The organism is Rhodococcus triatomae, assembly GCF_014217785.1.
GTDB classification, from domain to species: Bacteria; Actinomycetota; Actinomycetes; order Mycobacteriales; family Mycobacteriaceae; genus Rhodococcus_F; species Rhodococcus_F triatomae.
Window position 1 is genome coordinate 2,503,070 of sequence record NZ_CP048814.1, and the last position, 24,122, is coordinate 2,527,191.

Here is a 24,122-nt window from a genome sequence, read left to right on the forward strand (position 1 = left end):
ATGGCTCGGGCCCGCATCGGAATCTCGGGGTGGACATACCCGGGGTGGCGGGGCGACTTCTATCCGGCGGGGTTGCCTCGTCGACGAGAACTGGCCTACGCGGCGGAGCGACTGGCGTCGATCGAGATCAACGGATCCTTCTACGCGCTGCAGAAGCCGTCGAGTTATGCCCGGTGGCGGGACGAGACGCCCGCCGAGTTCGTGTTCGCGGTGAAGGGCGGCCGCTACATCACCCATGTCGAGCGGTTGCGGGACGTGACCGAGGCACTCGCCAACTTCTTCGCCTCCGGGGTGTTGGCGCTCGGGCCCAAGCTGGGGCCACTGCTGTGGCAGTTGCCCCCGACGCTGCAGTTCGATGCCGACCTGCTGGGCGCCTTTCTGCAGCAGCTTCCGCGCAGCACCACGGACGCGGCAGCACTCGGTGCCCGGCACGGCGAGAAGGTCTCCGGGGATCGGGTGTACCTCGATGTCGTGGCGGATGTGCCGGTGCGGCACGCGATCGAGGTGCGCCACCCGAGTTTCGACACGGCGCCCGCCCGCGCGCTGTTCGAGCGGCACGAGGTGGCCGTAGTCCTCGCCGACACAGCGGGCCGCTACCCGGTGATCGATTCTCCGGCAGAGGAGTTCGCGTACCTTCGCCTCCACGGCGACCGCGAGTTGTATGCGAGCGGCTACACGGCCGAGGCGTTGGACCGGTGGGCGAGCCACATCCGGGCGTACGTCGCCGACGGCCGCGACGTGTACGCCTATTTCGACAACGACATGAAGGGCTTCGCGCCGCGGGATGCCCGGCGGCTGGACCGGCTCGTGGTGTGAGTCGCTCGACGAATGGACCGGGCCCGCCCCCGCGGCTACCCTTCGCGGTGACGGAAATGTCCGGCCGGGTGGGGGCCGAGCCGTCGTCGAACGATGGAGGGGGACACGTGATACGAGGATCGTTGCAGGAACCACCGGTGCGGGCCGGGGTGGGGGTCGAGGTCCGTATCGACGAACACCTGCTGCCCGACCGGATCGTGATCGATACGGGTTGGTGCCGTGACCGATCGCCGGCGGACCTCGGCGACGCCGTCATGGCGGGATACCGGCGGGCGGTGCGGGCGCGGGTCCGTCGCACGTGGCGTGAACTTCCTCGACTGGTCTCGACGTCGGTATTCGATCCGGGGGATCGGCCGGACGAGACGAGGAGTGCCACCAGCGATGTCGTGTGCGCGAGCGGTGTGCCCGCAGTGGTGGTCCGAGCCGACCACCTCGGTCTCACGGCAGTCGAAGTCTCCGCGGACCGACTTCTGCGGGAGGCAGGTGCCGACGAGGTCGCCCGCGAGATCCTCCGGTGCGTGGATCGGTTGCGTCCGACCGAACCGCGCCCCCGTCTCGCCGCCGAACTGATGGCGTCCGAACTGGCCCTCTGAACCGTGTCGGTGAGCTCTGGCAAGGTGGACGGCGCGCCGGCAGCGGCGCACGTGAACAGGCAGGAGTGAGCGATGTGTCCCGACCAGGTGTGGCCCGGCCATTGGCCGCGGACGGCCCGTGACATCGCCGCGGCCACGGTCGACGCGGTCGAGGCCGCGCACGGCACACGGCGCGGCGCATGCGGCGAGGCCCTGGACCGCTTGGCGGAACTGCCCGCGGATCAGGTCGTCGCGACTCACTCGGGAATCGTGCGGGAGCTCCTCGAAGCCGCGCACCCGGACGGATTGTCCACGGAGAACGCCCAGGACGTCCTGCGTCGATGCGCCGGTGCCGTGAGCTGGTTTCCCGACCTGGACGTCGGTGCGCTCGGAACCGTGCTCACCGGGGCGCTGGGGCTCGGCGATCCCGACGAGTCCGTGGCGCCGCAGCGAGGCGGTGTCCTCGCAGCCTCCGTCGTCGTCATCGCCGATCTCGCCGCCGCGGCACAGGTTCCGGTAGCGGCGGCCACTCGGCGCGCGGTCGACGAGATCGCCCGTGCGGAAACCGTCGAGATGCCCTGATCGCCGGCAGGCACCCGGCCGTCATCGGCCGTCCCGCCCGGACGTTGCGGACGACGCCGCAGATGTCGCTGTCGCACCGCATCGCAGCCCGTCGAGGAAGATGTCGACGAGCTTGGACACCATCTGCGCGGTCATCTCCTCGACGACGCGCACCTGCGGCCTGGTGAGGAGCGCGATCCCGAGAATGAACTCGAGCGGTTCCACATCGGCTCGCATGACGCCTGCCTGCTGTGCCGTCCGGATCAACCGGGTGACGGTGTCCTTCGTCCCGGCCCGCTTCTGCAGTACGGCGTCGGGAAGTTCCTGAAAGCTCTCGTTCACGACGGCGGGCATGATGGCGCCGATCCGGAACTCCACCGCGGCGTCGACGAAGTCCCGTACCGCGGCCGCCGGGTCGTGTGCGGCCTTCGCGAGGGCACGGTCGGCCGCCGTGCTCATGTCCTCCAGGGTGGCCATCGCCACGGCATACGCGAGGTCCTCGCGGGTGGGGAAGTTGCGGTAGAGGGTGGCGATCCCCACGCCCGCCTCCTCCGCGATCGCGTCGAGGGGCGCGGTGTGCCCCCGTTCGGCGAACACCGACCGGGCCGCCGAGATCAGCGCGTCCCGTCGTCGTGCCGCATCCGCGCGCATGTCTCACCTCCGTTCGCACGTCACGTGTTGACAAACCACTCTAACCGGAGAAAAATTCTCCACATATACGGAGGAAAATCCTCCACTAATCATTCTCCGTCAGGGAAGGTCCGTCATGTCCGCCGAAACCGCATCGACCACCGACCGGGGCGCCCCCACAGGACCACCGGCCGCCGTGAAGCTCGCAGGTGTGGTCGTGGCACTGACCGCGGTCATCACCGCCATGCTCCTCGCCTTCGTCCTTCCGACGATCAACAGCGGTCCCCACGACCTGCCTCTCGGAGTCGCCGGGCCCGAGGCAGCCGTCTCGCAGATCGAGGCCGGCCTCTCCGAGATGCGCCCCGGCGCGTTCGAGACCCGCGAGTACCCCGACGCCGATGCCGTGCGTACCGGGATCGAGTATCGCGAGGTGGTGGGCGGCATCGTCGTCGGCCCGGAGGGGCCCACCGTTATGGTGGCATCGGCGGGTGGGGTGCCGATTTCCCAGGCACTCACCGGTCTCGCAGAAGGATTGCGTGAGGCGACGGGGGCGCCCGTGCCGGTCGAGGACGTCGTGCCACTGCCTGCCGACGACCCCACCGGTGCCGGACTGAGCATGCTCGCTCTGCCCCTCGTGTTCGGCGGGATGGTGCCCGCGATCGCGCTCGTTCGTCTGTTCGCGCACAGCCTCACCCAGCGCATCGTCGGGGCTGTCTCGTTCGCGATTCTCGCCGGATTCGCCCTCACCGCGGTCCTTCAGTACGGCTTCGGCAGTCTGACCGGCAACTTCGTCGGGACGTCGCTCGCGGTGTCTGCCGGGATCGGCGCGATCTCCCTCACCCTGCTGGGTCTCGAGTCACTCTTCGGGCTGCCGGGTTTCGCGGTGGGAGCGGTGACGATGGTCTTCGTCGCCAACCCGCTCTCCGGTATGGCGACCACCGGGTCCTGGCTGCCGGCCGGGTGGGGCACGCTCGGTCAGCTTCTTCCTCCCGGTGCCACCGGAACCGTCGTCCGGTCCGCCGGATACTTCGACGGCCACGGCGCGGGTGGTGCTCTTGTCGTCCTCGCCTGCTGGATCGCGGCGGGCACGATCCTGTGTGTGGCGGGCGCTCGTTTCGGGCGCCGGGGTGGTGCCGACGAGCCCTCCGCTCGACTCGACGACACCGCGACCCCGGCGGGTTAGGCTGCGAGCGAGTCGAGTTCTCACGTCGGGAAGGGGCGCATCGTGCCGGATCCGGGATCCGCCCCGTCCGGACGCATTCCGACGGCGCGGGAGCTCCGTCGCTGGCGCCGGTACCTGGCCGACGAACGCGCGGAATCGGCTGTGTACCGGGACCTCGCCGCTCGGCGGAGCGGGGAGGAACGGGAGATCCTGCTCGGGCTCGCGGACGCCGAGGAGCGACACGCGGCCTACTGGCTGAGATTGCTCGGAGACGACGTCGGCGCGCCGGTCCGCGCCGACATCCGGAGCCGGTTCCTCGGTGTCCTCGCACGCAGATTCGGGTCCGTGTTCGTCCTCGCTCTGGCTCAGCGGGCCGAGGCGCGATCCCCGTACGCCTCCGACGCGGACGCCACCGAGGCGATGGTGGCGGACGAGCAGATCCACGAGGAAGTGATCCGTGCGCTCGCCACCCGGGGACGCAACCGGTTGTCCGGAACGTTCCGGGCCGCCGTGTTCGGAGCCAACGACGGGTTGGTGAGCAACCTCGCACTGGTCCTGGGGATCGCGGGCAGCGGGGTCTCGAACGAGTTCATCCTGCTCACCGGTCTCGCCGGTCTTCTCGCCGGCGCGCTGTCGATGGGTGCGGGCGAGTACGTCTCCGTCCGCTCGCAGCGCGAACTGCTGGAGGCGTCGAGGCCGGACCCCGCGGCCGCGGACGCCGTTCCACTCCTCGACGTCGACGAGAACGAGCTGGCCCTGGTGTATCGGGCCCGGGGGATGAGCGCGGACGAGGCCCAGGCGCGTGCCGACGAGGTGTTGCGGACGCACCGTACCGTCGACGAGACCCGCACCGACGAACACGAGGAGATCGGAACCGGAACCCGCGCTGCGGTGTCGAGCTTCCTGTTCTTCGGGTCGGGTGCGATCATCCCGGTACTGCCGTTCCTGTTCGGCATGCAGGGGACGGCGGCGATCCTCGTTGCTGCGATTCTCGTCGGGATAGCCTTGTTGGCAACGGGTTTCGTCGTGGGGGTGCTGTCGGGTGGCCCTCCGCTGCGTCGCGCGCTTCGGCAGCTGGCCATCGGATACGGGGCCGCGGCGGCGACCTACCTGCTCGGCTTGCTGTTCGGAACGAATGTGTCCTGACTTCCCGCGCCCTCCCATATCGGGGTGTTACGTTCGGGCATAATCGAATTGCGTGAGGTGAGGAATGCCGGGTCGAGTCGGGGCGTCGGCGGCGGTTGCCGCGGTGCTGTTGGGAAGCGGAGTGATCGCGGCGGTCGGCCCGGCCGGTGCGGAGCCGGTGGCGAACGGGGCCCCGGGGACCGGCCCCTGTCTGGCGGAACTGTCGAACGAGACGGCGTCGCTCATTCCGGATCGGGTGGAGATCCCGGTGCCCGTCCCCACCGTGACCGAAGTGCCCTATCCGGCGCCGGAGCCGGAGCAGGTGCGGCATGTTCCCGACCCGTTGCCGCTGGATCCCTGCCTCGACCCGTGCCCCGATCTCACCGACGACGACCAGTTCGTGCCGCCGGGGAATCTGTCCAGTGTCCTGGGCATTCCGCAGATTTCGCTGAAGCCGTCGCCGTTCCACCTCGGCATCCCGGTACCGGGTCCGGATCCCGGCCCGGTGCCCCCGCCGCCCGGGCCGTCGTCTCCGCCCGTGGAGTCGGCGCCGGTGAGCCCACTCCCACCCGCGCCCCGTATCGGCGACGTGACCCGCGTGGCCAAGGTGACCGGTGCGGGTTCGGTCAGCCGGACGGACAAGCGATACCAGGTGAACGGCACCGACCTCGGCATCATGTGGGAGAGTGCCCCCGACCAGATCGCGGTGGCGTTCGGTGACACGGTCGGGAAGGGATTCCACCCGCCCGGTGGGCAGGGCGAGGACTGGCGCAGCAACGTGCTCGGGTTCAGCAGCGACCGGCACCTCGCCGACGGGATGAGCCTGGATTCGATGGTGCAGGACAGCCGGTGTCACGCCGCGGAGGTCCTCAGCAGCCGCAAACTCGACAACGTCGAGATCACCACGATTCCCACATCCGGTTTCGCTGTCGGCGACCGCCAGTACATGAGTTACATGTCGATCCGGACGTGGAACAGCATCCCCGCGACGTGGTGGACCAATCACGGTGGGATCGCGTACTCCGACGACGGCGGATCCACCTGGACGAAGGATCCGCACGCGCGCTGGGAGAACATCTTCGGTGTCACACAGTTCCAGGTGGCGTCGATGGTGCCCGCGGGTGACCACGTCTACATGTTCGGGACCCGCAACACCCGGCTCGGTGGCGTCGGCGTCGCGCGGGTCCCGGTCGACCAGGTCCTGGACAAGACCGCCTACCAGTACTGGCAGGACGGGTCCTGGACTCCGGTGGGCGGCCCGAACGAGGCGTCCACGATCGTGCCCGCCCCCGCAGCCGAGCTGTCGGTGCGCTACGTGCCGGAGTCCGACCTGTGGCAGATGGTGTACCTCGACACGTCCAAGGCTGCGATCGTCCTGCGCGAGTCGAACTCCCCACAGGGTTTGTGGACCGAGAGCGCGCCCATGGTCAGTGCCCTCGAATATCCGGAGCTCTACGGCGGATTCATCCATCCGTGGTCCACGGAGGGCGACCTGTACTTCACCATGTCGACCTGGTCCGACTACAACGTCTTCCTCATGCACGCCGACGTCGACCGCTGACCGACGGCCCGGCCCCTCCCCGGCACGATGTCACATCGGATCGATCTGGGCGAACCGATGTGACATTGTGCCGCAGGGGATCAGGCACGGGGAGCGATCAGAGGCGGCGGGCCAGGGCGCGGCCGGCAGCGCGGCCGGAGAAGATGCAGCCGCCCAGGAAGGTGCCTTCGAGTGCGCTGTAGCCGTGCACGCCGCCGCCACCGAATCCGGCGACTTCCCCGGCAGCATAGAGGCCGGGGAAGGGAGTGCCGTCGGCGCGGATCACCTGGGAATCGAGGTTCGTCTCCAGGCCGCCCAGCGTCTTGCGGGTGAGGAGATGCAGCTTCACCGCGATCAGCGGCCCGTTCTTCGGGTCGAGGATCTCGTGTGGGGCGACGACACGGGTCAGCTTCTCGGTGAGCACGCCCCGCGCGTTGCGGATGGCCATGATCTGGAAGTCCTTGGTGTACTTGTTCTTCACCTCGCGGTCCCGGCCGATGATCTGCCTCTCGATGTCCTCGTAGGACAGAAGCGGTTCGTCGGTGAGCGCGTTCATTCCGTCGACGAGGTCGCGGAGATTGTCGCGGACGACGAAGTCTGCGCCGCGCTGTGTGAAGGCCTCCACCGGGCCGGGCGCACCCTTCTTGATACGGTTGGCGAGGAGTTTGACGTCACGGCCGGTGATGTCGGGGTTCTGTTCGGAGCCGGAGAGGGCGAACTCCTTCTCGATGATCTTCTGGTCGAGGACGAACCAGGTGTGTTCGTGGCCGGTCTTCATGATGTGCGCGAGTGTGCCCATCGTGTCGAATCCGGGGAACAATGGTGCGGGAAGACGTTTTCCGGTGGCGTCGAACCACAGGGACGACGGGCCGGGAATGATCCGGATGGCATGGTTCGGCCAGATCGGATCCCAGTTGGCGATGCCCTCGGTGTAGTGCCACATGCGGTCGCGGTTGACGATGTTGCCGCCGGCGTCCTCGGTGATCCCGAGCATGCGCCCGTCCACGTGGGCGGGGACCCCGGTGAGCATGTGCTGCGGCGGGTTCCCCAGCCGTGCAGGCCAGTTCTCGCGGACCAGTTCGGCATTGCCGCCGATGCCCCCGGACGTCACGACGACGGCCTGGGCGGAGAACTCGAATTCGCCCACCGCTGTTCGGGAACTCTTCACTCCGCGGGGTTCGGCGGACGGCTCCAGAACTGTTCCCCGGACGCCGGTCGCGGCCCCGTCCGTGACCACGATGTCGTCCACCTGGTGCCGGTGCCGGAAGGTCACCAGGCCGCGCTGCTGTGCCTCCAGCACCGGCCGGAGGAACACCTCGACGACGCCGGGCCCGGTGCCCCAGGTGATGTGGAAGCGGGGCACCGAATTGCCGTGTCCGAGTGCGGTGCCGTCGCCGCGCTCTGCCCAACCCACGTTGGGCATCACCCGCAGACCGAGGTCGTGGAGGTACCTGCGCTTCTCGCCGGCGGCGAACTCGACGTATGCCTGCGCCCACTGACGTGGCCAGTGATCCTCGCGCTCGCGGTCGAATGCGGCGGTGCCCAGCCAATCCTGGTACGCGAGATCGTAGGAGTCCTTGATGCCGAGTCGGCGTTGCTCGGGGCTGTCGACGAGGAACAGCCCGCCGAGGGACCAGAATGCCTGGCCGCCGAGGTTCGCCTCGTTCTCCTGATCGACGACGAGGACGGTGCGTCCCGCCCGAACCATTTCGTAGGTGGCGACGAGGCCGGCGAGTCCGGCACCGACGACGATCACATCGGCCTGTTCGGTCACTGGGGACGCTCCGTTTCTGAGTGGGCGGGTTCGGTGTAGGACTCGAGAACGCGGGTGAAGAGTTCGGTGCGCAGGGCGCGTGCGGATGCGGGATCGGTGTCGACCAGGCACTGCACCGATGTGCCGTCGTGCACCGCGACGAGCGCCCGGCCCAGGGTGGCCGGGTCTCCCACCACTCGACGGTCGATGGCGGACAACGACTTCTCGACGATCGGTGCGATGGTGGCGATGATCGCTTCCTCTCGTCGGGCGATCGAGTCGCGTACGGCGGGGGTGCGGAGGGCGTGCGCCGTGAACTCGGCGTTGATCCGGTACCAGGCGTCGTCCACCGGCACGAACTCGAGCGCCTTCTCCACCACGACGTGGAGGCGCATGGCGGGGGCGAGGGCGGCGATGTCGGGCATCGCTCGTTCGGCCGCGGCGCGGAGCCCGTCGAGCATCGCCCTCGACCGCAGTTCCCACATCGCGAAGAACATCTCGTCCAGCGAGTCGAAGTTCGAGTAGAAGGCACCCCGCGTGTATCCGGCCCGCTCGCAGATCTGTTCGACGGTGGATCGCCCGAATCCGTTCTCGGCGAACACGTCGACGGCCGCGTCGAGGAGCCGGCTGCGGGTTTCCCCACGCCTCTTGGTGACTCGGACCGTCTGTTCCACGGCTTCGACGCTACACAGGTGTATCCGATACATCAATGAATCCGATACATTGGTGTATCGCAAGCATGCGGCGCGTCCGGTAGCGATCACGATGATTCGAAACCTGTCGAGACGACGACACCGCTGATGGAATCGGACGCATGTCTGCGCACTTCCACTGGTTCCTGCCCACCTACGGTGACTCCCGCAACCTCATGGCGGGCGGGCACGGCAGTTCGATGTCGGGCGACCGCCCGGCCACGCTCCGGTACCTGTCCCAGCTGTCGGCAGCCGCGGAGGCCAACGGATTCGAATCCGTTCTCACACCCACCGGGGCGTGGTGCGAAGATGCGTGGCTCACGACGGCGATGCTGATCGAGACCACCGAAACCCTGAAGTTCCTGGTGGCGCTCCGGCCGGGGCTGCTGAGCCCGACGCTCGCCGCGCAGATGGCGTCGACGTTCCAGTGGCAGTCCGGGGGACGGTTGCTCCTCAACGTGGTCACCGGAGGTGAGGACCTCGAGCAGCGGGCCTACGGCGACTTCCTGTCCAAGGACCAGCGGTACGCGCGGTGCGGGGAGTACCTCGACGTGATCCGTCGCCTGTGGCGAGGCGACGGACCGGTGACGTTCCACGGCGAGTACGTGGAGGTGGAGAACGCGCAACTGCAACGTGTCCCCGACCCCGTCCCGCCGATCTTCTTCGGTGGTTCTTCCCCGGCCGCGGGCACGGTGGCCTCGCAGTTCGCCGATACCTACCTCACGTGGGGGGAGCCGCCCGCAGCGGTGGCGGCCAAGATCGCGTGGATCCGCGACCTCGCCGAGGTGCAGGGGCGTCGGCTCGACTACGGCATCCGGTTGCACGTCATCAGCCGGGACACCTCCGAGCAGGCCTGGGCGGAGGCGGACCGGTTGATCGGCGCTCTCGATCCGGCGACGGTGCGGGCCGCGCAGGACGCGCTGTCCCGATCCGCCTCGGAGGGGCAGAAGCGGATGCTCGAACTCCACGGCGGTGGCGCCGGATTCGACGCGGGCACCGGGGCCCGCAACTTCGAGGTGGCGCCGAACCTGTGGGCAGGGGTGGGGCTCGTGCGGGGCGGTGCCGGCACGGCATTGGTGGGCTCGCACGCCGAGGTCGCGGACCGTATCGCCGAGTACGCGGCGCTGGGACTGGACCACTTCGTCCTCTCCGGCTACCCGCACCTCGAGGAGGCGTACCAGTTCGGTGAGGGCGTGCGCCCGATCCTGGAGAAGCGTGGCCTGGTCCAGGCACGCACGCCGCGCGCGGGGGATCTCTCGGGGTCGGGAGCATTTCTCGCCCCGACCCGTTGACGCATACTCGGTGAGTGACCCTCCGCTACGGTGACGGCCGGGCGCCCGACGACGTCCTGCCCCATCTTCGTCGTGCCCGTGATCTGATGGACCGCGAGTACGCGCTGCCGTTGCGGTCGGAGCGTCTCGCGGCGGTCGCCGGGGTGTCGAAGTACCACTTCATCCGCTGCTTCCGGGCCACCTACGGGATCACGCCGTCGGCCTACCTGGCCGAGCGGCGCATCGAACGCGCCCAGGATCTCCTGCGCTCGTCGAACCTCACCGTCACCGAGGTCTGTCATCTGGTCGGATACAGCTCGCTCGGGTCGTTCAGCGTGAAGTTCAGACAGTTGGTCGGGGTGTCTCCGTCTGCATATCAGGCCGAGTTCGCCCGCAGTGGGGTGCCGCGGATCCCCGGCTGCTACCTGTTCATGCGCGGTCTCGGTGATCGCCGGTGAGGAGCGCAATTTCCGAGAAGCCGACGGAACGCCGTGTCGATAGCGTCGAGGGGGCAGACACTCGACGAGAGGGCAGGGCCGTGATCACGAACGTATCGCTGGTGACGCTGTGGGTCACCGATCAGGACGAGGCGAAGAAGTTCTACACCGACGTACTCGGGTTCGAGGAGACCACCGACGTGTCGATGGGAGACGGGTTCCGCTGGGTCACCGTGTCGCACCCGGCGCACCGTGAACTGCAGGTCACCCTGATGGTTCCCGGACCGCCTCTCGACGAGGACATGGCGGCGGCGATCCGACGGTCGCTGGCCGCGGGGACGATGGGCGGCTTCGGGCTCTCGACCACCGACTGTCGTAAGACCTACGAGGAACTCTCCGCTCGCGGTGTCGAGTTCACCCAGCCGCCGTCCGAGCGGCCGTACGGGATCGAAGCGGTGATGCGTGACAACTCCGGAAACTGGCTGGTACTGGTCGAGGAGCGCGAGTTCGAGGGCGGTGAGTTCCCGCACTGAGCGGCCGTCAGCAATATCTATCGGTTTCTACTCTTCAAGCTAGATTTGGGTAGATCATCGGAGACGACGGCGGTTCGCCGCCGCACGACGTCCACCACGGCACCGAGGGCGAGGGCGGTTCCCGCGGCGATGAGGGTTGCGGTCAGCGGATTCCCGTCCGCCCACCGCGCACTCACCGTCCCGACCAGTCCGCAGTACCCGGCCCAGGCAGTGGACGTGGCCAAAGTGACCGCGACATACGTCCGGTACGGAAACCCGGTGGCGCCCGCTGCGGCGTTGACGGCGACGCGGCCCGCGGGAAGGAATCGGCCGACCATCAGTGCGGTGGCGCCGTGGCGTTCGATCGGCACCGCGGCACGAGCGAGTCCCGCTCGCACCGGCCCGCGAGTGCGCGTCGCGAGGCGGTTGCCGACCCCGTACGCCAGATGGTCGCCCACCAGTGCGCCGAGTCCGGCGGCGAGCAGTAGGTGCCACATCGGTGGATTCCCGGTGGCCGCCGCGACCGCGACGACCGACAGCACCAGCAACTCGCTCGGCAGCGGGGGAAAGACCCCGTCCGCGGCGACTGCCAGGAACAGTAGGGGGAGCAGCCAATTCGACTGCTCGATGTAGTCGACGATGTTCACCGCATCACCTCCGCCGACGCATCCCTCCACCGTGCGTCGCGCGAGCGAGGGAAGCCATCGGGTGAAGCCCCCATTTCCCCGGGGCGGGATCAGGGTTCACTCGGGGTGCGGTGTCGGCGGGGTCGACGGTGCCGGGTCAGCGGTGCCGGGACCGGTGCCGGCGCACGGCGTCTCGATTGGCGCAGCGCGGGGAGCAGTATCTCTGGGTCCCGTTGCGGGACACGTCGGCGTAGACGCGATCGCAGTCGTCCGCGGTGCATCGGCCGAGACGGTACATGCCTCGGCCCACCAGGTGCAGGGCCGTGCCCACGGAGAACAGCGCGGCGAGCACCCCGGCGAGCGAATGCTGGTCGTCCCGGTAGTGCAGATGCCAGCCGTCACCGGCGTGGTCGGTCAGCCGCGGATATGCCGAGGCGGACGCGAGCATCTCGTTGACCAGGTCGGCGCGGTGTCGTTCGGTGGTCGCGTCGACCACGGCCAGCCAGCGTCGGAGTACCTCGTGGACGGCATCGAGGTCGTCGTACTCCACCGGGAAGTCGACGACGATCCCGGCGTCGACGCAACGATCCACGAGTTCGTCGATCGACTGCGGCGGTGTGTTCACGAGATCGGCCGCCAGCACGACCGCGTACTCGCCGTAAGGGTTGAGATGCACAATGGCATTACATCACGCTGGGGGCATGAACCGTGAACACCGTCATTCCTGGGAGAGCGCCTCGCGCCATCGCACCAGCGAGGGGATGCTGCACTATCAGCGCTGCGCGTGCGGACGATGGCGGATGGCTCTGCTGCCCTTCACCTCCGAGGTGCTGACCCTGGAGGTCTAGGGCTTCTGCTCGACCTGCGCGGACGGGTCGACGCTCATCGAGGCGAGCACCTCGACGAGTAGCGCCTCGACGGCGGACTTGCGCACTCCGATGCCGGTGAGGGGCCCCTCGCCGTCCTCGAGTTCGAGCAGTGCGAGGAGGACGTGCTCGGTGCCCACGTAGTTGTGGCCGAGGCGGAGTGCCTCGCGGAACGTCAGTTCCAGGGTCTTGCGCGCCGCGGCGTCGTAGGGGATCAGGTCCGGGACCGGATCCGGTGCGGCCGCCGGAAGTGCGGCAGTCACCGCGGCCCGGACCTCGTCGAGCGACACTCCCTCGCTGGTGAGCGCTCTCGCGCCGAGGGATTCCGGCTCGCTGAGCAGGCCCAGGGTGAGGTGCAGGGGCGAGATCTCGGGGTTGCCGGCGGCCCGCGCCTCGTTCAACGAGGCCATCATGACGTTGCGCGCCCGGGCCGTGAAGCGGCTGAAGCCCTGGTTGGCATCGAGATCGGGTGCTTCCCCCGGCTTGGCGACGAAGCGCTTCTGCGCTGCCTGCTTGGTCACCCCCATGCTCTTGCCGATGTCCGTCCAGGAAGCCCCTGACCTGCGCGCCTGGTCGACGAAGTGGCCGATGAGATGGTCGGCGACGTCGCCGAGATGTTCGGCAGCCAGCACGGCGTCGGTCAGTTGCTCGAGGGCGTCGGTGTGCACCTTCTTGATGGTCTCGATGAGGTCGTCGAGTCGGATCGGCTGGGTGGCCGCCGTGGGGCGGGGGTCGGGTATGGTCATGCGTCAACCTTAGGTTGACGCATGACGAACGTCAACCCTGGGTTGCCGCACGCGCACGGTCTGCGGCGCCGAGGCGTATGTCAGCGGGATCTAATCGGATCTAGGACACGCGCTAGATGTCCGCAGAAACCTCTGACGAGGTTGTTACCTTCGTCCGCATGGACCCGGTCCGTAACCCGTACGCTCCCGGCGCCGGTCAACGGCCGCCGGAGCTCGCCGGCCGCACCCGCCAGCTCGACGCCTTCGACGTGGTGCTCGAACGGGTTGCGCGGGGCCGCCCCGAGCGCAGTGTGATGCTGACCGGGTTGCGCGGCGTGGGAAAGACCGTTCTGCTCAATCAGCTTCGTTCGGCCGCGATCGGACGCGGTTGGGGGACAGGCAAGATCGAGGCGCGGCCGGACCAGGATCTCCGTCGGCCGCTGTCCTCCGCGTTGCACATGGCGGTACGGGAGATCGCACCGTCGCACCGTGATCCGGAGCGGGTGGAGAACTTCCTCGGCGTCCTCAAGTCGTTCGCGCTGCGGGCGACGGCGGACAAGGGGATGCGCGAACGCTGGCAACCGGGTATCGATGCCCCGGCGGTGAAGGGCCGGGCCGACTCCGGGGACATCGAGATCGATCTGGTCGAACTCCTGCTCGACGCGTCGTCGCTGGCGCGGGATGTCGGTGTGGGTATCGCGCTGTTCATCGACGAGATGCAGGATCTGTCTCCCGCGGACGTGTCCGCCATCTGCGGTGCCTGCCACGAACTCAGCCAGGATGCGGCACCGTTGATCGTCGTCGGGGTCAAGTCCCAGGGCGTGGTGTACGACGGTCGTCGCGTGACTCCTCGTGGGGTTATGCGGTCAGAGCCGCCGGCGTCACCTCCTCGGTAGGTTCGTGGGTGCCGCGGGACCGAGTCAGCACGTCGAGGCCGAGGTAGCGGCGGCCTTCGATCCACTCGTCATGCTGCTCGGCGAGTACCGCGCCGACGAGCCGAATCAGGGCGGTGCGATCGGGGAAGATCCCGACCACGTCGGTTCTGCGCCGGATCTCCTTGTTGAGCCGTTCCTGAGGATTGTTCGACCAGATCTGCCGCCAGATCTGCTTCGGGAAGGCCGTGAAGGCGAGGAGGTCTGCCCGCGCGGAGTCGAGATGATCGGCTACCGTTGGGAGCTTCTCCGACAAGGCGTCGATCACCCGATCATATTGAGCATGAACAGAATCGGCGTCCGGCTGGTCGTAGACGGAGTGCAGGAGCGCACGCACCCAGGGCCACGAGTTCTTCGGTGTCTGGGACATGAGATTGGTCGAATAATGCGTCCGGCACCTCTGCCAAGCGGCCCCGGGCAGGGTGGCGCCGATCGCCGACACGAGGCCGGCGTGGGCGTCGGAGGTCACCAACCGCACTCCGGACAGGCCGCGGGCGACCAGCGACCGGAAGAAAGCCAACCAACCGGCCCCGTCCTCGGCGGAGGTCACCTCGATTCCCAGGATCTCGCGGTAACCCTCGGCGTTCACTCCGACCGCGACCAGGGCGTGCACGTTCACCACCCGGCCGTTCTCGCGGACCTTCAGGACGAGGGCGTCGGCGGCGACGAACGTGTACGGGCCGGCGTCGAGCGGGCGGCTGCGGAACGCCTCCACCTGGGTGTCGAGGTCCTTCGCCATCACCGACACCTGGGATTTCGACAGGCTGGTGATGCCGAGCGAGTCGACGAGTTTCTCCATCCGTCGGGTCGAGACCCCGAGCAGGTAGCAGGTGGCCACCACCGACGTCAGGGCCCGCTCGGCACGCTTGCGGCGCTGCAGTAACCAATCAGGAAAGTACGAGCCCTGACGCAGCTTGGGGATCGCGATGTCGAGGGTTCCGGCGCGGGTGTCGAAGTCCCGGTGGCGGTAACCGTTCCGGCTGTTGGTGCGGTCCTCGGAGCGTTCACCAAAACCGGCGCCGCACAGGCTGTCGGCCTCGGCGCCCATCAGCGCGTCGATGAACGTGGACAGCAGGCTGCGCAGCAGGTCGGGGCTGGCGTCGGTGAGGCGATCGGTCAGGAACTGGTCCAGGTCGATATCGTGGGCAGTGGTCATCGCGTGCTCTTTCGTCGAGTCGAGTTGGTAGCTCTCTCGAAGAATCACGCGATGACCGCCTACTTTCCGGCTACGACACGCCGGTGACGTCCTGATCCGGCTCTTACACCATCGTCATGGACGCAACCGTCGTCGGCGCCGGGCTGCCGCATCTGCCTGCGGTCCTCTCGGCGTCGAAGAGCTACTCCGAGCGGTTGTTCAGCTACCACCGGATCGACCGGCTCGACCGTGAGGCCGCGGATCTCGCGTTGATCGCCCCCGCGGAACGTGAGGAGGTCAAGTACAGCGACGAGGCGCTCGACGCCCTGTACCTCGCCGCCGACGGATACCCGTATTTCGTTCAGGCATACGGCAAGGCGACGTGGGACGTGGCCGCGACCAGTCCGATCTCGGTGGAGGACGTGCGGGTCGGCGCCCCGACGGCGGAGGAGGAACTGGCAGTCGGGTTCTTCGGTTCTCGCTACGAGCGGGCCACACCCGCCGAGCGGGAGTACATGCGAGCCATGGCAGACCTGTCCGGGGACGACGGCCCGGTGGCGACGGCGTCGATCGCGAAGTTGTTGGAACGTAAACCTGCATCGTTGTCACCCGCCCGCGACGGGCTGATCAAGAAGGGGTTGATCTACTCGGCGGAGCGAGGATCCATCGGTTTCACGGTGCCGCACTTCGGCCGCTATCTCCGCGCACAGCACGACTGATCGATGTCGCGGACTCCGCTGTCGCAACGGCGATTGACCTATGCCGAGGTCGGTGCCACCGCAGGTGCTCTCCCGCCGGGATACGACCATCTCGAGCGCCGGTGCACGCTGGGAACCGGTGAGCACGTCTTCCGGCGCGCGGTCGCCGACCTGATGCACTGGGACATGCACCGGCGAGCCGGAATCGAGGTGGCTCCGGAGACCCCGGACGCGGCCACGGGCGTGCGCGTGTCGCTCCGGTGGGGTGGTCGCCTGCTGCATCTCGATGCGCCGTGCGAGGTGATCTATGTGGTGGACGACGACCGCCGTCGGGGATTCGCGTACGGAACTCTCGACGGGCACCCGGAACGGGGTGAGGAACGGTTCTGTGTGGAATGGGGCGCGGACGACGCCGTCGTGCTGAGCGTGATTGCGTTCTCCCGGCCCGCCCTGTGGTGGAACCGGGTGACCGCCCCGGTCGGCAGGCGGATACAGCGTCACGTGACCGCGCGTTATCTGGAGGCTCTCACAGAATCTCGGGATGTCTAGCGTTTATCCGAGAGAGACTGATATTCGTATGTCGAGTGCGAGTTCACGGCGTGATCACCCCCGCGATCGGGTACCTCCCGCCCGCCGCGGCGCGGAAGTCGACCATCGCACGCTGCAGGTGATCCGGGCTCGTGACGACGACGGCACCGGACGCGCCGCGTCCGGCCAGGATCGCGGTGGTGTTGCGGGCATTCTCGACCGTGCTCCGTGACGCGCCCTCCTGGATGATCCGCCCCGGGTGGACTCCGTGGGCCACGAGCCAGTCGGCCATCGCCTGCGCCTCGGTGACGCCTGCGCGCGGCACGCCCCCGCTGACCACGATCGGTGTGTACGGAAACTGTTGTGCGAGTGTGAGTGCCCCGCGCAGCCTGCCGTCGAGGACCGGGCGGATCGTGCCGTCCGGGAACAGACCCGCGCCGAGGACGACGATGTGCGTCCCGATCGGGTTGAGCTGCAACATCACCGGGGCTTCCGCGGTGAGCACTTCCCGCCTCGCGCAGTCGAGGAGCGCATCGCGCGGTCCGTTCATACAGGACGGCGTGGTCGAGAGGATCCCGTTGGCGATGGTGGCCGGCGACGTGGCGCCGCCGGTGGCGGGTAGCGCCACCGCGACGGCGACGGCGAGAAGGCCGGCGGGAAGCAGGCGGGATGGACGAATCGGCATGGCGCTCCTGGGTTGTGCTCGTGGTTCCCCCGTCGAGGAGGTGGCAATCGTCGAACTGCCCGACCAGGCGCCGATTCGCTGCTCGTGGTCCGGTGAACGGTTCACCGGCTACTCGTTGCGGCAGCGCCCCCCGACTCTGTGGGCGGGCTCGACACTAGGTCGACCGCGAAGGGATGTGACCTGCAACACGGCAAGTCTGTGAGAACTCCCAGAGGTCGCCGGAGGGCGTCATGGCGCGGACCGTTCAGGCGACGTCGTGCTCCCCGCCGGGGGCGAGACGCCGCAGACCGCGGTATGCCTCGGCGGGGGACCGGAGGCCCGCCACCACCGCCTCGACCTCCGCGGCGATCGGCATGTCCACGCCGTAGTCCCGGGACAGTGCCATGACGGTCGGCGCGGTCTTCACGCCCTCGGCGACCTGGCCGAGATCGGCGACCGCCTCCTGGACCGTCATACCGCGGGCGATCGATTCCCCCACCCTGCGGTTCCTCGATCGTGGGCTCATGCAGGTGGCGATCAGGTCGCCCACCCCGGTCAGACCGGCGAACGTCCGTGGGTTCGCGCCCATCGTCTCGCCGAGCCGGGTCATCTCGGCCAGTCCCCGGGCGAGCACCATCGCGCGGGTGTTGTCGCCGACGTCCAGGCCGTCCGCCATGCCCGAGGCGATGGCGATGATGTTCTTGAGGACACCGCCCAGTTCGCAGCCGAGGACGTCGGTGTTGCGGTAGACCCGGAACACCGCGGTGGCGAACAGCGGCTGCAGCGCCGAGGCCACACGGTCGTCCTGGGTGGCGACGACTGCCGCGGCAGCGAAGCCGTCGACGATCTCGCTGGCGATGTTGGGGCCGGCGAGCAACCCGACGGGATGGCCGGGCAGGCACTGTGCGATCACCTCGGTCGGACGGAGACGTGACTCCGGCTCCAGCCCCTTGACCAGGGACAGCACGGGAACCCACGCGCGTAGGTCGTTCGCGATCTGCATCAGCGTCATCCGAACCGCGTGCGAGGGCACGCCCACGACGAGCACGTCTGCCTCGCGTGCCGCCCGACCCAGATCGTCGGTGGCCCGGATGCCTTCCGGAAGGAGGCGATCGCCCAGGTAGCGGCTGTTGCGCCGGTCGGTCTCGATCTCGACGGCGACGTCCGGATCCCGAGCCCACAGCAGTGTCGGGGTGTTCCTGACGGACAGCGAGGCCACCGTCGTACCCCACGATCCGGCCCCGAGAACGACGACATTGACCGGACGCGACATCGCGACTCCTCACCGTCGAGCCTGTGTGAACGACCTCAGCGTCCCACCGGAGAGTGATCCGCGGGGCAGATTCCCCGAGTTGGCGCCCCGGCCCTCGCCGAGGGTGCATTGTGAGGATGTAGGAACTCTCTACCTCGACGCGCTGGAGGAGACATGCTCGGTCTCGGAATCATCGGATGGATCATCATCGGCGGTCTCGCCGGGTGGATCGGCAGCAAGATCATGGGAACGGACGAGCAGCAGGGCATCGTGCTGAACATCGTCGTGGGCGTCGTCGGAGGACTGCTCGGCGGCTTCCTGCTGAGCATCTTCGGCGTCGACGTCGAAAGTGCCGGCTGGTTCTTCAGCTTCTTCACCTGCCTGCTCGGTGCGGTGATCCTGCTGTGGATCGTGAACGCCGTTCGTAGCCGCACCTGACCGCGCCCGAGCGACCTGCGCCGACCCCGGCGTGATCGACGCCGGGGTCAGTGCAGCACCTTCAAACCGACCACGCACGCGACGATTCCGAGGATCAATGCGATCTTGACCAGCGACGCCGACTCCGCGCCGGTGACCATCGCGTAGCCGACGGTGAGTGACGCACCGATTCCGACCCACACCGCATAGGCGGTCCCCGTCGGAAGGGTGCGCATCGCGTACGCCAGCCCGATCATGCTGAAGACGAGCCCGACCACGAACACGGTGGTCGGGCCTGTGCGGGTGAAACCTTCGGAACGACCGAGCGCGGTCGCCCAGACCGCTTCGAGAACCCCGGAGACGACGAGAACCAGCCAAGCCATGACGACAACTCCTGCACCGTCTTGTCGCTGGCCGGGTACGGTGCGCTCGTCCGGGTGTCGATCGACGTCTTCGAGAATACTCACCGTTACGCGACACGGCCGGTGAGATCTGCCACCACCGGCGCCGACCCCGTCCTATGGTGAAGGGAGCCGGGGGCGTTCGGGTACAGGAGTTGGCGTGCACCAGGAGAAGCACGAGGAGAAGTCGGTATGACGTCCACTGGGTCACCGGTGATCCGGCACGACGACGTGAGCCGACGTGCCGGACTCGTCCACCTCTTCGCGCAGGTCCTGGTCAAGCCCCTGTTCACGTACTGGCCGCTCACCGACCGCGGCCTGGCTGCCCTGGCCCGACTGGAACAGGCGGTGGATCTGCTCCCGAAGCCGCGGGGCGTCGACATCGAAACGGTGCGGCTCGGTGGGGTGCGATGTGAACGAATCACGCACCCCCGGACGGCGACCGGCGATCTTCGCGGAGCCTCCATCCTCTACTTCCACGGTGGTGGTTTCGTGTTCTGCGGCCTGGCCACGCACCGTCCGCTGTGCGGCCTGCTGGCCGCGGCCAGTGGCGTGCCGGTGACGTCGGTGGAGTATCGGCAACTGCCCGAGGGGGCGATCGGTGCCTCGGTCGCCGACGCTCTGGCCGCGTACGCCGCGCTGGTCGAGGAGTGCGAGGACCCGTCGAAGGTGATCGTCGCGGGAGACTCCGCGGGCGGCTACCTCGCCATGAAGATCGCCGAGGTCGCCACCTCGCTCGGACTACCGGCTCCCGTTGCGGTGATCGGATACTCGCCGCTGTTGAACCTCGACTTCGAGGCCCACGACCGAGCGCTCCTGTCCCGCGATGCATACCTGCCGCTGGACAAGGTGATCGCGGTGAAGGAGCGCTGGCTCGCGGGGCCGGACGTCATTCCCGGGGCCCAGTCGCCGGTCGACGCCGATCCCCGTGGCTTTCCGCCGGTCTTCTTCTCGGCCGCCGAGAACGAAATGCTCCGCCCCGATCTCGAGGCGATGACCGCCACCCTCCACGCGGCCGGCCGAACGGTGGAGACCCACCTCTGGCGGGGGCAGATCCACGCGTTTCCGGTGATCGGCAAGATCCTGCGGGAGAGCAGAGCGATCATCGGCCTCAGCATCGATTTCGCCGAGCGTGCCATCGGTGCCCGTCGCGACGTCGAGACGGGCACCGACGGTGTCAGTGACGAGGCGACAGGGCGTGGCGGGTCAGCGGCCACGTCGTGATCGCCAGTCCGACCAGCGCCACGCCGGTGACGAGCACCAGGCCCGGTTGGAACTGATGGAACCCGGCCACCGCGGTCGCCGAATGGGATCCGGAGGTGACCAGCGCCGTCGTGAGGGCGAGCACGAGGGCCGCGCCGACCTGGGCCGACGTCTGGACGAGGCCCGAGGCGAGGCCCTGCTCCGAATCGTCCACCCCTTCGGTGGCCTGCGACATGATCGAGGTGAATCCGAGGGCGAACCCGACGCCGAGCAGGAGGACGCTCGGGAGGACCGCAACGGGATAGGACGGCTGGTCACTCCCGGCGATCAGGAACCACACGTAGCCGGCACTCAGCGACGCGAGGGCGGCGGCGATGATCCGCGGCGTGCCGAATCGGTCGATCAGCCTGCCGACGAACGGCGATCCGATCGCGACGATCACACCCGCGGGGAGCAGCGCGAGCGCCATCTTCAGTGGCGACCAGCCCAGTATCGACTGCAGGAAGATCGTCATCATGAACTGGAAACTCAGGTAGGAGCCGAACAGGGCGACGATCGCGAGGTTGGCGCGCACGATGGAGCCGATTCTCAGGACCCCCAGGCGGACCAGCGGATGTGGCACCTTCTGCTCGATCACCAGGAAGGCGGCGAGTAGTGCCGCGGCGCCGACGAAGGACACCACCGTCAGCGGATCGGTCCAGCCGCGGGCAGGTGCTGCGACGACGGTGTAGACCGCGAGGAGCATTCCGGAGACGAGCGTCGCCGCCCCGAACAGGTCGTGGCCACCGGTGTCGGCCCGGGGCTGCCGTGGGATGAGCGCGGCACCGACGACGAGGGCGAGTAGCGCGAACGGCACCGGCATGAGGAAGGTCCATCGCCACCCGGCGCTGGTCAGCAGTCCACCCAGGATGAGCCCGGAGGAGTAGCCGCTGGCCCCGAACACCGAGAAGATGGCCAGCGCGCGGTTGCGCGACGGACCTTCCTTGAAGGTGGTGGTGAGGATCGACATCGCGGTCGGTGCGGTGAAGGCGGCCGCGAGGCCCTTCACGAAGCGGCTGGCGATGAGCAGCGTCGGGTCGTCGACGAGGCCGCCGACCAGGGACGCGACCGCGAAGACGGCCAGCGCGACGAGGAACACGCGGCGCCGTCCGAGCAGATCGGCGGTGCGTCCGCCCAGCAGCAGCAAGCCGCCGAAGCCGAGGACGTAACCGTTGACGATCCATTGCAGCGCCGTGGTGGACAGGCCGAGTTCGGCTCCCAGCGAGGGGAGGGCGACGCCGACCATCGAGACGTCGAGGCCGTCGAGGAACATCACCAGGCACAGCACCGCGAGGATCGCCCACAGCCGGGGTGCCCAGGAGACGGGTGGCGCGGGCGGCTGTACGGGGGCACCTGCCGTGGCCGAAGTCGCTGTCGGTGGCGCGGAAGTCCGAGTGGAGGCATCACTGAGAGTCACACGGGTCAATCTAGATGCACATGCAATCAATGCACAAGCACAAAATGTGTTTGCAATTGGTTTACTTGCAGTAATTGCGCGTGCACACTAAGGTGCGGAAGCATGAAGTCCGATGCCGAACTGCGCAGCACGTGGCGCGGGCTGCTGGACAGCTACAACGGCATCGCCTGCGAGCTGGACAGGCGGATGCAACAGGCCCACGGGCTGAGCATGAGCGACTTCGAGGCGCTGGACCGGCTGATGGCTCCGAGTTGCGAGCGTCCCCGCATGCAGGATCTGGCCGCGGACATGTATCTGAGCCCCAGCGCGTTGTCCCGCAGCGTCGCCCGACTCGAGAAGGCCGGTCTGGTGGCGCGGGCGTTGTGCGAGGCGGACCGCCGCGGTGTCTTCGTCGACGTCACCGAGCAGGGCCGGGCCGTGTACGCCGACGCCAGGAAGATTCAATTGGACGTTCTGGCCGAACGGCTTTCGGAGGAGAGCTCAGGACCCGACCCGCGGCCGTAGCCAGTCGATCAGGTCGTCGAGGACCATCTGCTGCTCCGGTTCGTTGAACACCTCGTGGTACAGGCCGTCGTAGATCTTCACCGTCACGTCGGACGAGCCGACGGCGGCGGCGATCATCTCGGTTCCGCGCACGCTCGCCAGTGCGTCCTCGCGCCCGTGCTGGAGCAGGATCGGAATCGTCAGGGAGGGGAGCCGTTTCGGGAGTTGCTCGGCCGCGACCACCAGGCCGCGCGCGATCCCGGCGGGTACCTTGCCGTGATGCACCAGTGGATCCGCCTCGTACGCCGCCACCACCGCGGCATCGCGTGAGATCGCGGCGGAGTCCAGGGTCTGCACCGGAACGCCGGGAAGGAACCGGCCGAGCAGTTTGCCGACTTCCACCACGATCCGTGGGGTGCCGCTGGTGACGTCGACGGCCGGGCCGGACAGCGCGAGTGCCTTCAGATCGGCCTGATGGTCGAGGGCGTAGGTCAACGCCAGCTCACCGCCCATGCTGTGCCCGAGGAGGAACCGGTCGGCCCCGGGGTGTTCGCGGGAGACGACCTCGAAGAGCCGGGACAGGTCGTCCAGGAAGTCGGACCACTCCCGCAGGTGGACCCGCTTTCCGCCCGAACGGCCGTGACCGCGGTGATCGGGGGCGTAGACGACGAGTCCCAGCTCGCCCAACCTGTCGGCCACATGGTCGTAGCGGCGGGCGTGCTCGCCGAAACCGTGACACAGCACCAGGACTCCGCGGACCTCGCCCGCGGGCTGCCACAGGTCATACACGATCCGGGTGCCGTCCTCGGCGAGTAAGGACGATTCGTGCCGCTCCATGACATCCCTCCTGGCGGGTGCGCATACTTCCCGGGTGTGACGATCATGACACGTAGGGTGTCGTCATGACGACACCCTTCCAGGTCGCAGACGGAGTGTTCCTCGTGAGCGCCGGACACACCAATTGGATCCTCCTCGAGGAGGACGGTGCCCTGACACTCGTCGATTCCGGCTATCCGGCGCACCGCGAGGCCGTCGAGGATTCGGTGGCCTCGATCGGCCGTCGGCCCGAGGACATCCGGGCAATGCTGATCACACATGCCCACGTCGACCACATCGGCTCCGCATCCGCTCTGGCGCAGCAGTATTCGTTCCCCGTGTTCGCCTCCCCCGAGGAGGTGCCGCACGCGAGACGCGAGTACCTCCAGCAGGCGGGGCCGTTGCAGGTCGCGGCCAATGCGTGGCGGCCCGGCGTGTTGCCCTGGAGTCTGCACATCGTCCGGGTCGGAGCGTTGAAGCCGGTCTCCGTTCCCGAGGTGCAGGCATTCCCGTCGGGCGGCGGAGCGCTGGACGTTCCGGGGCATCCGATCCCCGTGCCACTGCCCGGCCATACCAGCGGTCACACCGGATATCTCCTGCCCGGTGCCGGCGCCGTGGTCTCCGGAGATGCACTCGTCACGGCGCACGCCACGTCACGGGTCGACGGGCCCCAGTTCCTGCTGCCGATGTTCCACCACGATGAGCCCCAGACGCACGAGACGGTCGAGGCGCTGGCCGACCTGCCCGCCGACATCCTGCTCCCCGGGCACGGCCCCGCCTACCGGGGTTCACTGCGCACGGCGGTGGACACGGCTCGGGAACGGGTGGGCCGAGCCTCCGCGTAGCCGG

At 68.3% G+C, this 24,122-nt stretch carries 27 protein-coding genes, 2 pseudogenes and 1 riboswitch; of the genes and pseudogenes, 17 read left to right on the forward strand and 12 right to left on the reverse strand.

Annotation, left to right across the window (positions count from 1 at the left end):
- From G4H71_RS11735 to G4H71_RS11745, 3 genes are all read left to right on the forward strand, one after another.
- Positions 1-816: a DUF72 domain-containing protein gene (locus G4H71_RS11735; RefSeq protein ID WP_072738488.1), complete on the forward strand. Its 816-nt coding sequence runs from the start codon at positions 1-3 to the stop codon at positions 814-816.
- A 122-nt stretch (positions 817-938) separates the two neighbouring features.
- Positions 939-1,409, forward strand: coding sequence for a hypothetical protein (locus G4H71_RS11740; RefSeq protein ID WP_139183281.1), 471 nt, complete (start codon positions 939-941; stop codon positions 1,407-1,409).
- A gap of 72 nt (positions 1,410-1,481) precedes the next feature.
- Positions 1,482-1,970 carry a hypothetical protein gene (locus G4H71_RS11745; protein WP_246442222.1) on the forward strand — a complete coding sequence of 163 codons (489 nt, stop codon included), beginning with the start codon at positions 1,482-1,484 and terminating at the stop codon, positions 1,968-1,970.
- Between the two features lie 21 nt (positions 1,971-1,991).
- On the opposite strand, the gene G4H71_RS11750 is transcribed toward G4H71_RS11745, so the two are convergent.
- On the reverse strand, positions 1,992-2,600 hold the full coding sequence (locus G4H71_RS11750; RefSeq protein WP_072738486.1) for a TetR/AcrR family transcriptional regulator: 609 nt from the start codon (positions 2,598-2,600) through the stop codon (positions 1,992-1,994).
- A gap of 115 nt (positions 2,601-2,715) precedes the next feature.
- On the opposite strand from G4H71_RS11750, the gene G4H71_RS11755 reads away from it, so the two are divergent.
- The 3 genes from G4H71_RS11755 (at position 2,716) to G4H71_RS11765 (ending at position 6,427) form a co-directional block, all read left to right on the forward strand.
- Positions 2,716-3,762 carry a hypothetical protein gene (locus G4H71_RS11755; protein ID WP_072738485.1) on the forward strand — a complete coding sequence of 349 codons (1,047 nt, stop codon included), beginning with the start codon at positions 2,716-2,718 and terminating at the stop codon, positions 3,760-3,762.
- Between the two features lie 42 nt (positions 3,763-3,804).
- The gene (locus tag G4H71_RS11760) at positions 3,805-4,887 is read left to right on the forward strand and encodes a VIT1/CCC1 transporter family protein (RefSeq protein WP_072738484.1); all 1,083 of its coding nucleotides are present in this window, start codon (positions 3,805-3,807) and stop codon (positions 4,885-4,887) included.
- 64 nt (positions 4,888-4,951) lie between these two features.
- Positions 4,952-6,427 (forward strand): glycoside hydrolase family 183 protein, encoded by a 1,476-nt coding sequence (locus tag G4H71_RS11765; RefSeq protein ID WP_072738483.1) that lies wholly within the window; start codon positions 4,952-4,954, stop codon positions 6,425-6,427.
- Between the two features lie 97 nt (positions 6,428-6,524).
- On the opposite strand, the gene G4H71_RS11770 is transcribed toward G4H71_RS11765, so the two are convergent.
- Together G4H71_RS11770 and G4H71_RS11775 are read right to left on the reverse strand one after the other, a co-directional pair.
- Positions 6,525-8,180 (reverse strand): FAD-binding dehydrogenase, encoded by a 1,656-nt coding sequence (locus G4H71_RS11770; protein WP_072738482.1) that lies wholly within the window; start codon positions 8,178-8,180, stop codon positions 6,525-6,527.
- Positions 8,177-8,866 carry a TetR/AcrR family transcriptional regulator gene (locus G4H71_RS11775; protein ID WP_072738481.1) on the reverse strand — a complete coding sequence of 230 codons (690 nt, stop codon included), beginning with the start codon at positions 8,864-8,866 and terminating at the stop codon, positions 8,177-8,179. The genes G4H71_RS11770 and G4H71_RS11775 overlap by 4 nt, the downstream gene beginning before the upstream one ends.
- A 107-nt stretch (positions 8,867-8,973) precedes the next feature.
- Here G4H71_RS11775 and G4H71_RS11780 point away from each other — a divergent pair, with 107 nt between their 5' ends.
- From G4H71_RS11780 to G4H71_RS11790, 3 genes are all read left to right on the forward strand, one after another.
- A complete protein-coding gene (locus G4H71_RS11780) occupies positions 8,974-10,143 on the forward strand; it encodes an LLM class flavin-dependent oxidoreductase (protein WP_072738480.1) in 1,170 nt (389 codons plus the stop codon).
- An 86-nt stretch (positions 10,144-10,229) separates the two neighbouring features.
- The gene (locus G4H71_RS11785; RefSeq protein ID WP_072738596.1) at positions 10,230-10,580 is read left to right on the forward strand and encodes a helix-turn-helix transcriptional regulator; all 351 of its coding nucleotides are present in this window, start codon (positions 10,230-10,232) and stop codon (positions 10,578-10,580) included.
- An 80-nt stretch (positions 10,581-10,660) separates the two neighbouring features.
- Entirely contained in the window at positions 10,661-11,092 is a 432-nt protein-coding gene (locus tag G4H71_RS11790; protein WP_072738479.1) for a VOC family protein, read from the forward strand.
- Positions 11,093-11,109: 17 nt separating this feature from the next.
- Here the strand turns inward: G4H71_RS11790 and G4H71_RS11795 are convergent, their stop codons facing one another.
- Both G4H71_RS11795 and G4H71_RS11800 read right to left on the reverse strand, forming a co-directional pair.
- The gene (locus G4H71_RS11795; protein WP_169847158.1) at positions 11,110-11,718 is read right to left on the reverse strand and encodes a DedA family protein; all 609 of its coding nucleotides are present in this window, start codon (positions 11,716-11,718) and stop codon (positions 11,110-11,112) included.
- A gap of 136 nt (positions 11,719-11,854) precedes the next feature.
- The gene (locus tag G4H71_RS11800) at positions 11,855-12,373 is read right to left on the reverse strand and encodes a CGNR zinc finger domain-containing protein (protein ID WP_072738477.1); all 519 of its coding nucleotides are present in this window, start codon (positions 12,371-12,373) and stop codon (positions 11,855-11,857) included.
- Between the two features lie 25 nt (positions 12,374-12,398).
- Here G4H71_RS11800 and G4H71_RS11805 point away from each other — a divergent pair, with 25 nt between their 5' ends.
- Positions 12,399-12,545 (forward strand): hypothetical protein, encoded by a 147-nt coding sequence (locus G4H71_RS11805; protein WP_169847157.1) that lies wholly within the window; start codon positions 12,399-12,401, stop codon positions 12,543-12,545.
- Here the strand turns inward: G4H71_RS11805 and G4H71_RS11810 are convergent.
- A complete protein-coding gene (locus G4H71_RS11810; protein WP_072738476.1) occupies positions 12,542-13,309 on the reverse strand; it encodes a Clp protease N-terminal domain-containing protein in 768 nt (255 codons plus the stop codon). The two genes, G4H71_RS11805 and G4H71_RS11810, sit on opposite strands and share 4 nt — an antisense overlap.
- Positions 13,310-13,467: 158 nt before the next feature.
- On the opposite strand from G4H71_RS11810, the pseudogene G4H71_RS11815 reads away from it, so the two are divergent.
- Positions 13,468-14,094: pseudogene (locus G4H71_RS11815) on the forward strand (ATP-binding protein); the annotation flags it as partial.
- A gap of 52 nt (positions 14,095-14,146) precedes the next feature.
- Here the strand turns inward: G4H71_RS11815 and G4H71_RS11820 are convergent.
- Positions 14,147-15,376, reverse strand: a complete 1,230-nt coding sequence (locus G4H71_RS11820) for an IS256 family transposase (protein WP_072740403.1) — start codon at positions 15,374-15,376, stop codon at positions 14,147-14,149.
- A 128-nt stretch (positions 15,377-15,504) separates the two neighbouring features.
- On the opposite strand from G4H71_RS11820, the pseudogene G4H71_RS11825 reads away from it, so the two are divergent.
- Both G4H71_RS11825 and G4H71_RS11830 read left to right on the forward strand, forming a co-directional pair.
- A pseudogene (locus G4H71_RS11825) lies at positions 15,505-16,074 on the forward strand (DUF8462 domain-containing protein); the annotation flags it as partial.
- Positions 16,075-16,077: 3 nt separating this feature from the next.
- Positions 16,078-16,602, forward strand: coding sequence for a DUF1990 domain-containing protein (locus G4H71_RS11830; protein ID WP_072737244.1), 525 nt, complete (start codon positions 16,078-16,080; stop codon positions 16,600-16,602).
- A 43-nt stretch (positions 16,603-16,645) separates the two neighbouring features.
- Here G4H71_RS11830 and G4H71_RS11835 read toward each other — a convergent pair whose 3' ends face one another.
- Both G4H71_RS11835 and G4H71_RS11840 read right to left on the reverse strand, forming a co-directional pair.
- Positions 16,646-17,266 (reverse strand): YdcF family protein, encoded by a 621-nt coding sequence (locus tag G4H71_RS11835; protein ID WP_072737243.1) that lies wholly within the window; start codon positions 17,264-17,266, stop codon positions 16,646-16,648.
- A gap of 244 nt (positions 17,267-17,510) precedes the next feature.
- Positions 17,511-18,518 (reverse strand): NAD(P)H-dependent glycerol-3-phosphate dehydrogenase, encoded by a 1,008-nt coding sequence (locus tag G4H71_RS11840; RefSeq protein WP_072737242.1) that lies wholly within the window; start codon positions 18,516-18,518, stop codon positions 17,511-17,513.
- Between the two features lie 153 nt (positions 18,519-18,671).
- On the opposite strand from G4H71_RS11840, the gene G4H71_RS11845 reads away from it, so the two are divergent.
- Positions 18,672-18,935, forward strand: a complete 264-nt coding sequence (locus tag G4H71_RS11845) for a GlsB/YeaQ/YmgE family stress response membrane protein (protein ID WP_072737241.1) — start codon at positions 18,672-18,674, stop codon at positions 18,933-18,935.
- A gap of 47 nt (positions 18,936-18,982) precedes the next feature.
- Here the strand turns inward: G4H71_RS11845 and G4H71_RS11850 are convergent, their stop codons facing one another.
- Complete coding sequence (locus G4H71_RS11850) at positions 18,983-19,297, reverse strand: DMT family transporter (RefSeq protein ID WP_072737240.1); 315 nt, start codon at positions 19,295-19,297, stop codon at positions 18,983-18,985.
- Positions 19,298-19,307: 10 nt separating this feature from the next.
- Positions 19,308-19,368, reverse strand: a riboswitch (guanidine-III (ykkC-III) riboswitch).
- Between the two features lie 139 nt (positions 19,369-19,507).
- On the opposite strand from G4H71_RS11850, the gene G4H71_RS11855 reads away from it, so the two are divergent.
- On the forward strand, positions 19,508-20,539 hold the full coding sequence (locus G4H71_RS11855; RefSeq protein ID WP_083342967.1) for an alpha/beta hydrolase fold domain-containing protein: 1,032 nt from the start codon (positions 19,508-19,510) through the stop codon (positions 20,537-20,539).
- Here G4H71_RS11855 and G4H71_RS11860 read toward each other — a convergent pair.
- Positions 20,493-21,974 carry an MFS transporter gene (locus tag G4H71_RS11860; RefSeq protein WP_072737238.1) on the reverse strand — a complete coding sequence of 494 codons (1,482 nt, stop codon included), beginning with the start codon at positions 21,972-21,974 and terminating at the stop codon, positions 20,493-20,495. The genes G4H71_RS11855 and G4H71_RS11860 overlap by 47 nt on opposite strands.
- Before the next feature lie 102 nt (positions 21,975-22,076).
- Between G4H71_RS11860 and G4H71_RS11865 the strand changes: the two genes are divergently transcribed.
- The gene (locus tag G4H71_RS11865; RefSeq protein ID WP_072737237.1) at positions 22,077-22,478 is read left to right on the forward strand and encodes a MarR family winged helix-turn-helix transcriptional regulator; all 402 of its coding nucleotides are present in this window, start codon (positions 22,077-22,079) and stop codon (positions 22,476-22,478) included.
- On the opposite strand, the gene G4H71_RS11870 is transcribed toward G4H71_RS11865, so the two are convergent.
- Positions 22,455-23,294, reverse strand: a complete 840-nt coding sequence (locus G4H71_RS11870; RefSeq protein ID WP_072737236.1) for an alpha/beta hydrolase — start codon at positions 23,292-23,294, stop codon at positions 22,455-22,457. The genes G4H71_RS11865 and G4H71_RS11870 overlap by 24 nt on opposite strands.
- 65 nt (positions 23,295-23,359) lie before the next feature.
- On the opposite strand from G4H71_RS11870, the gene G4H71_RS11875 reads away from it, so the two are divergent.
- Positions 23,360-24,118: an MBL fold metallo-hydrolase gene (locus tag G4H71_RS11875; RefSeq protein WP_072737235.1), complete on the forward strand. Its 759-nt coding sequence runs from the start codon at positions 23,360-23,362 to the stop codon at positions 24,116-24,118.
- Positions 24,119-24,122: the final 4 nt, after the last annotated feature.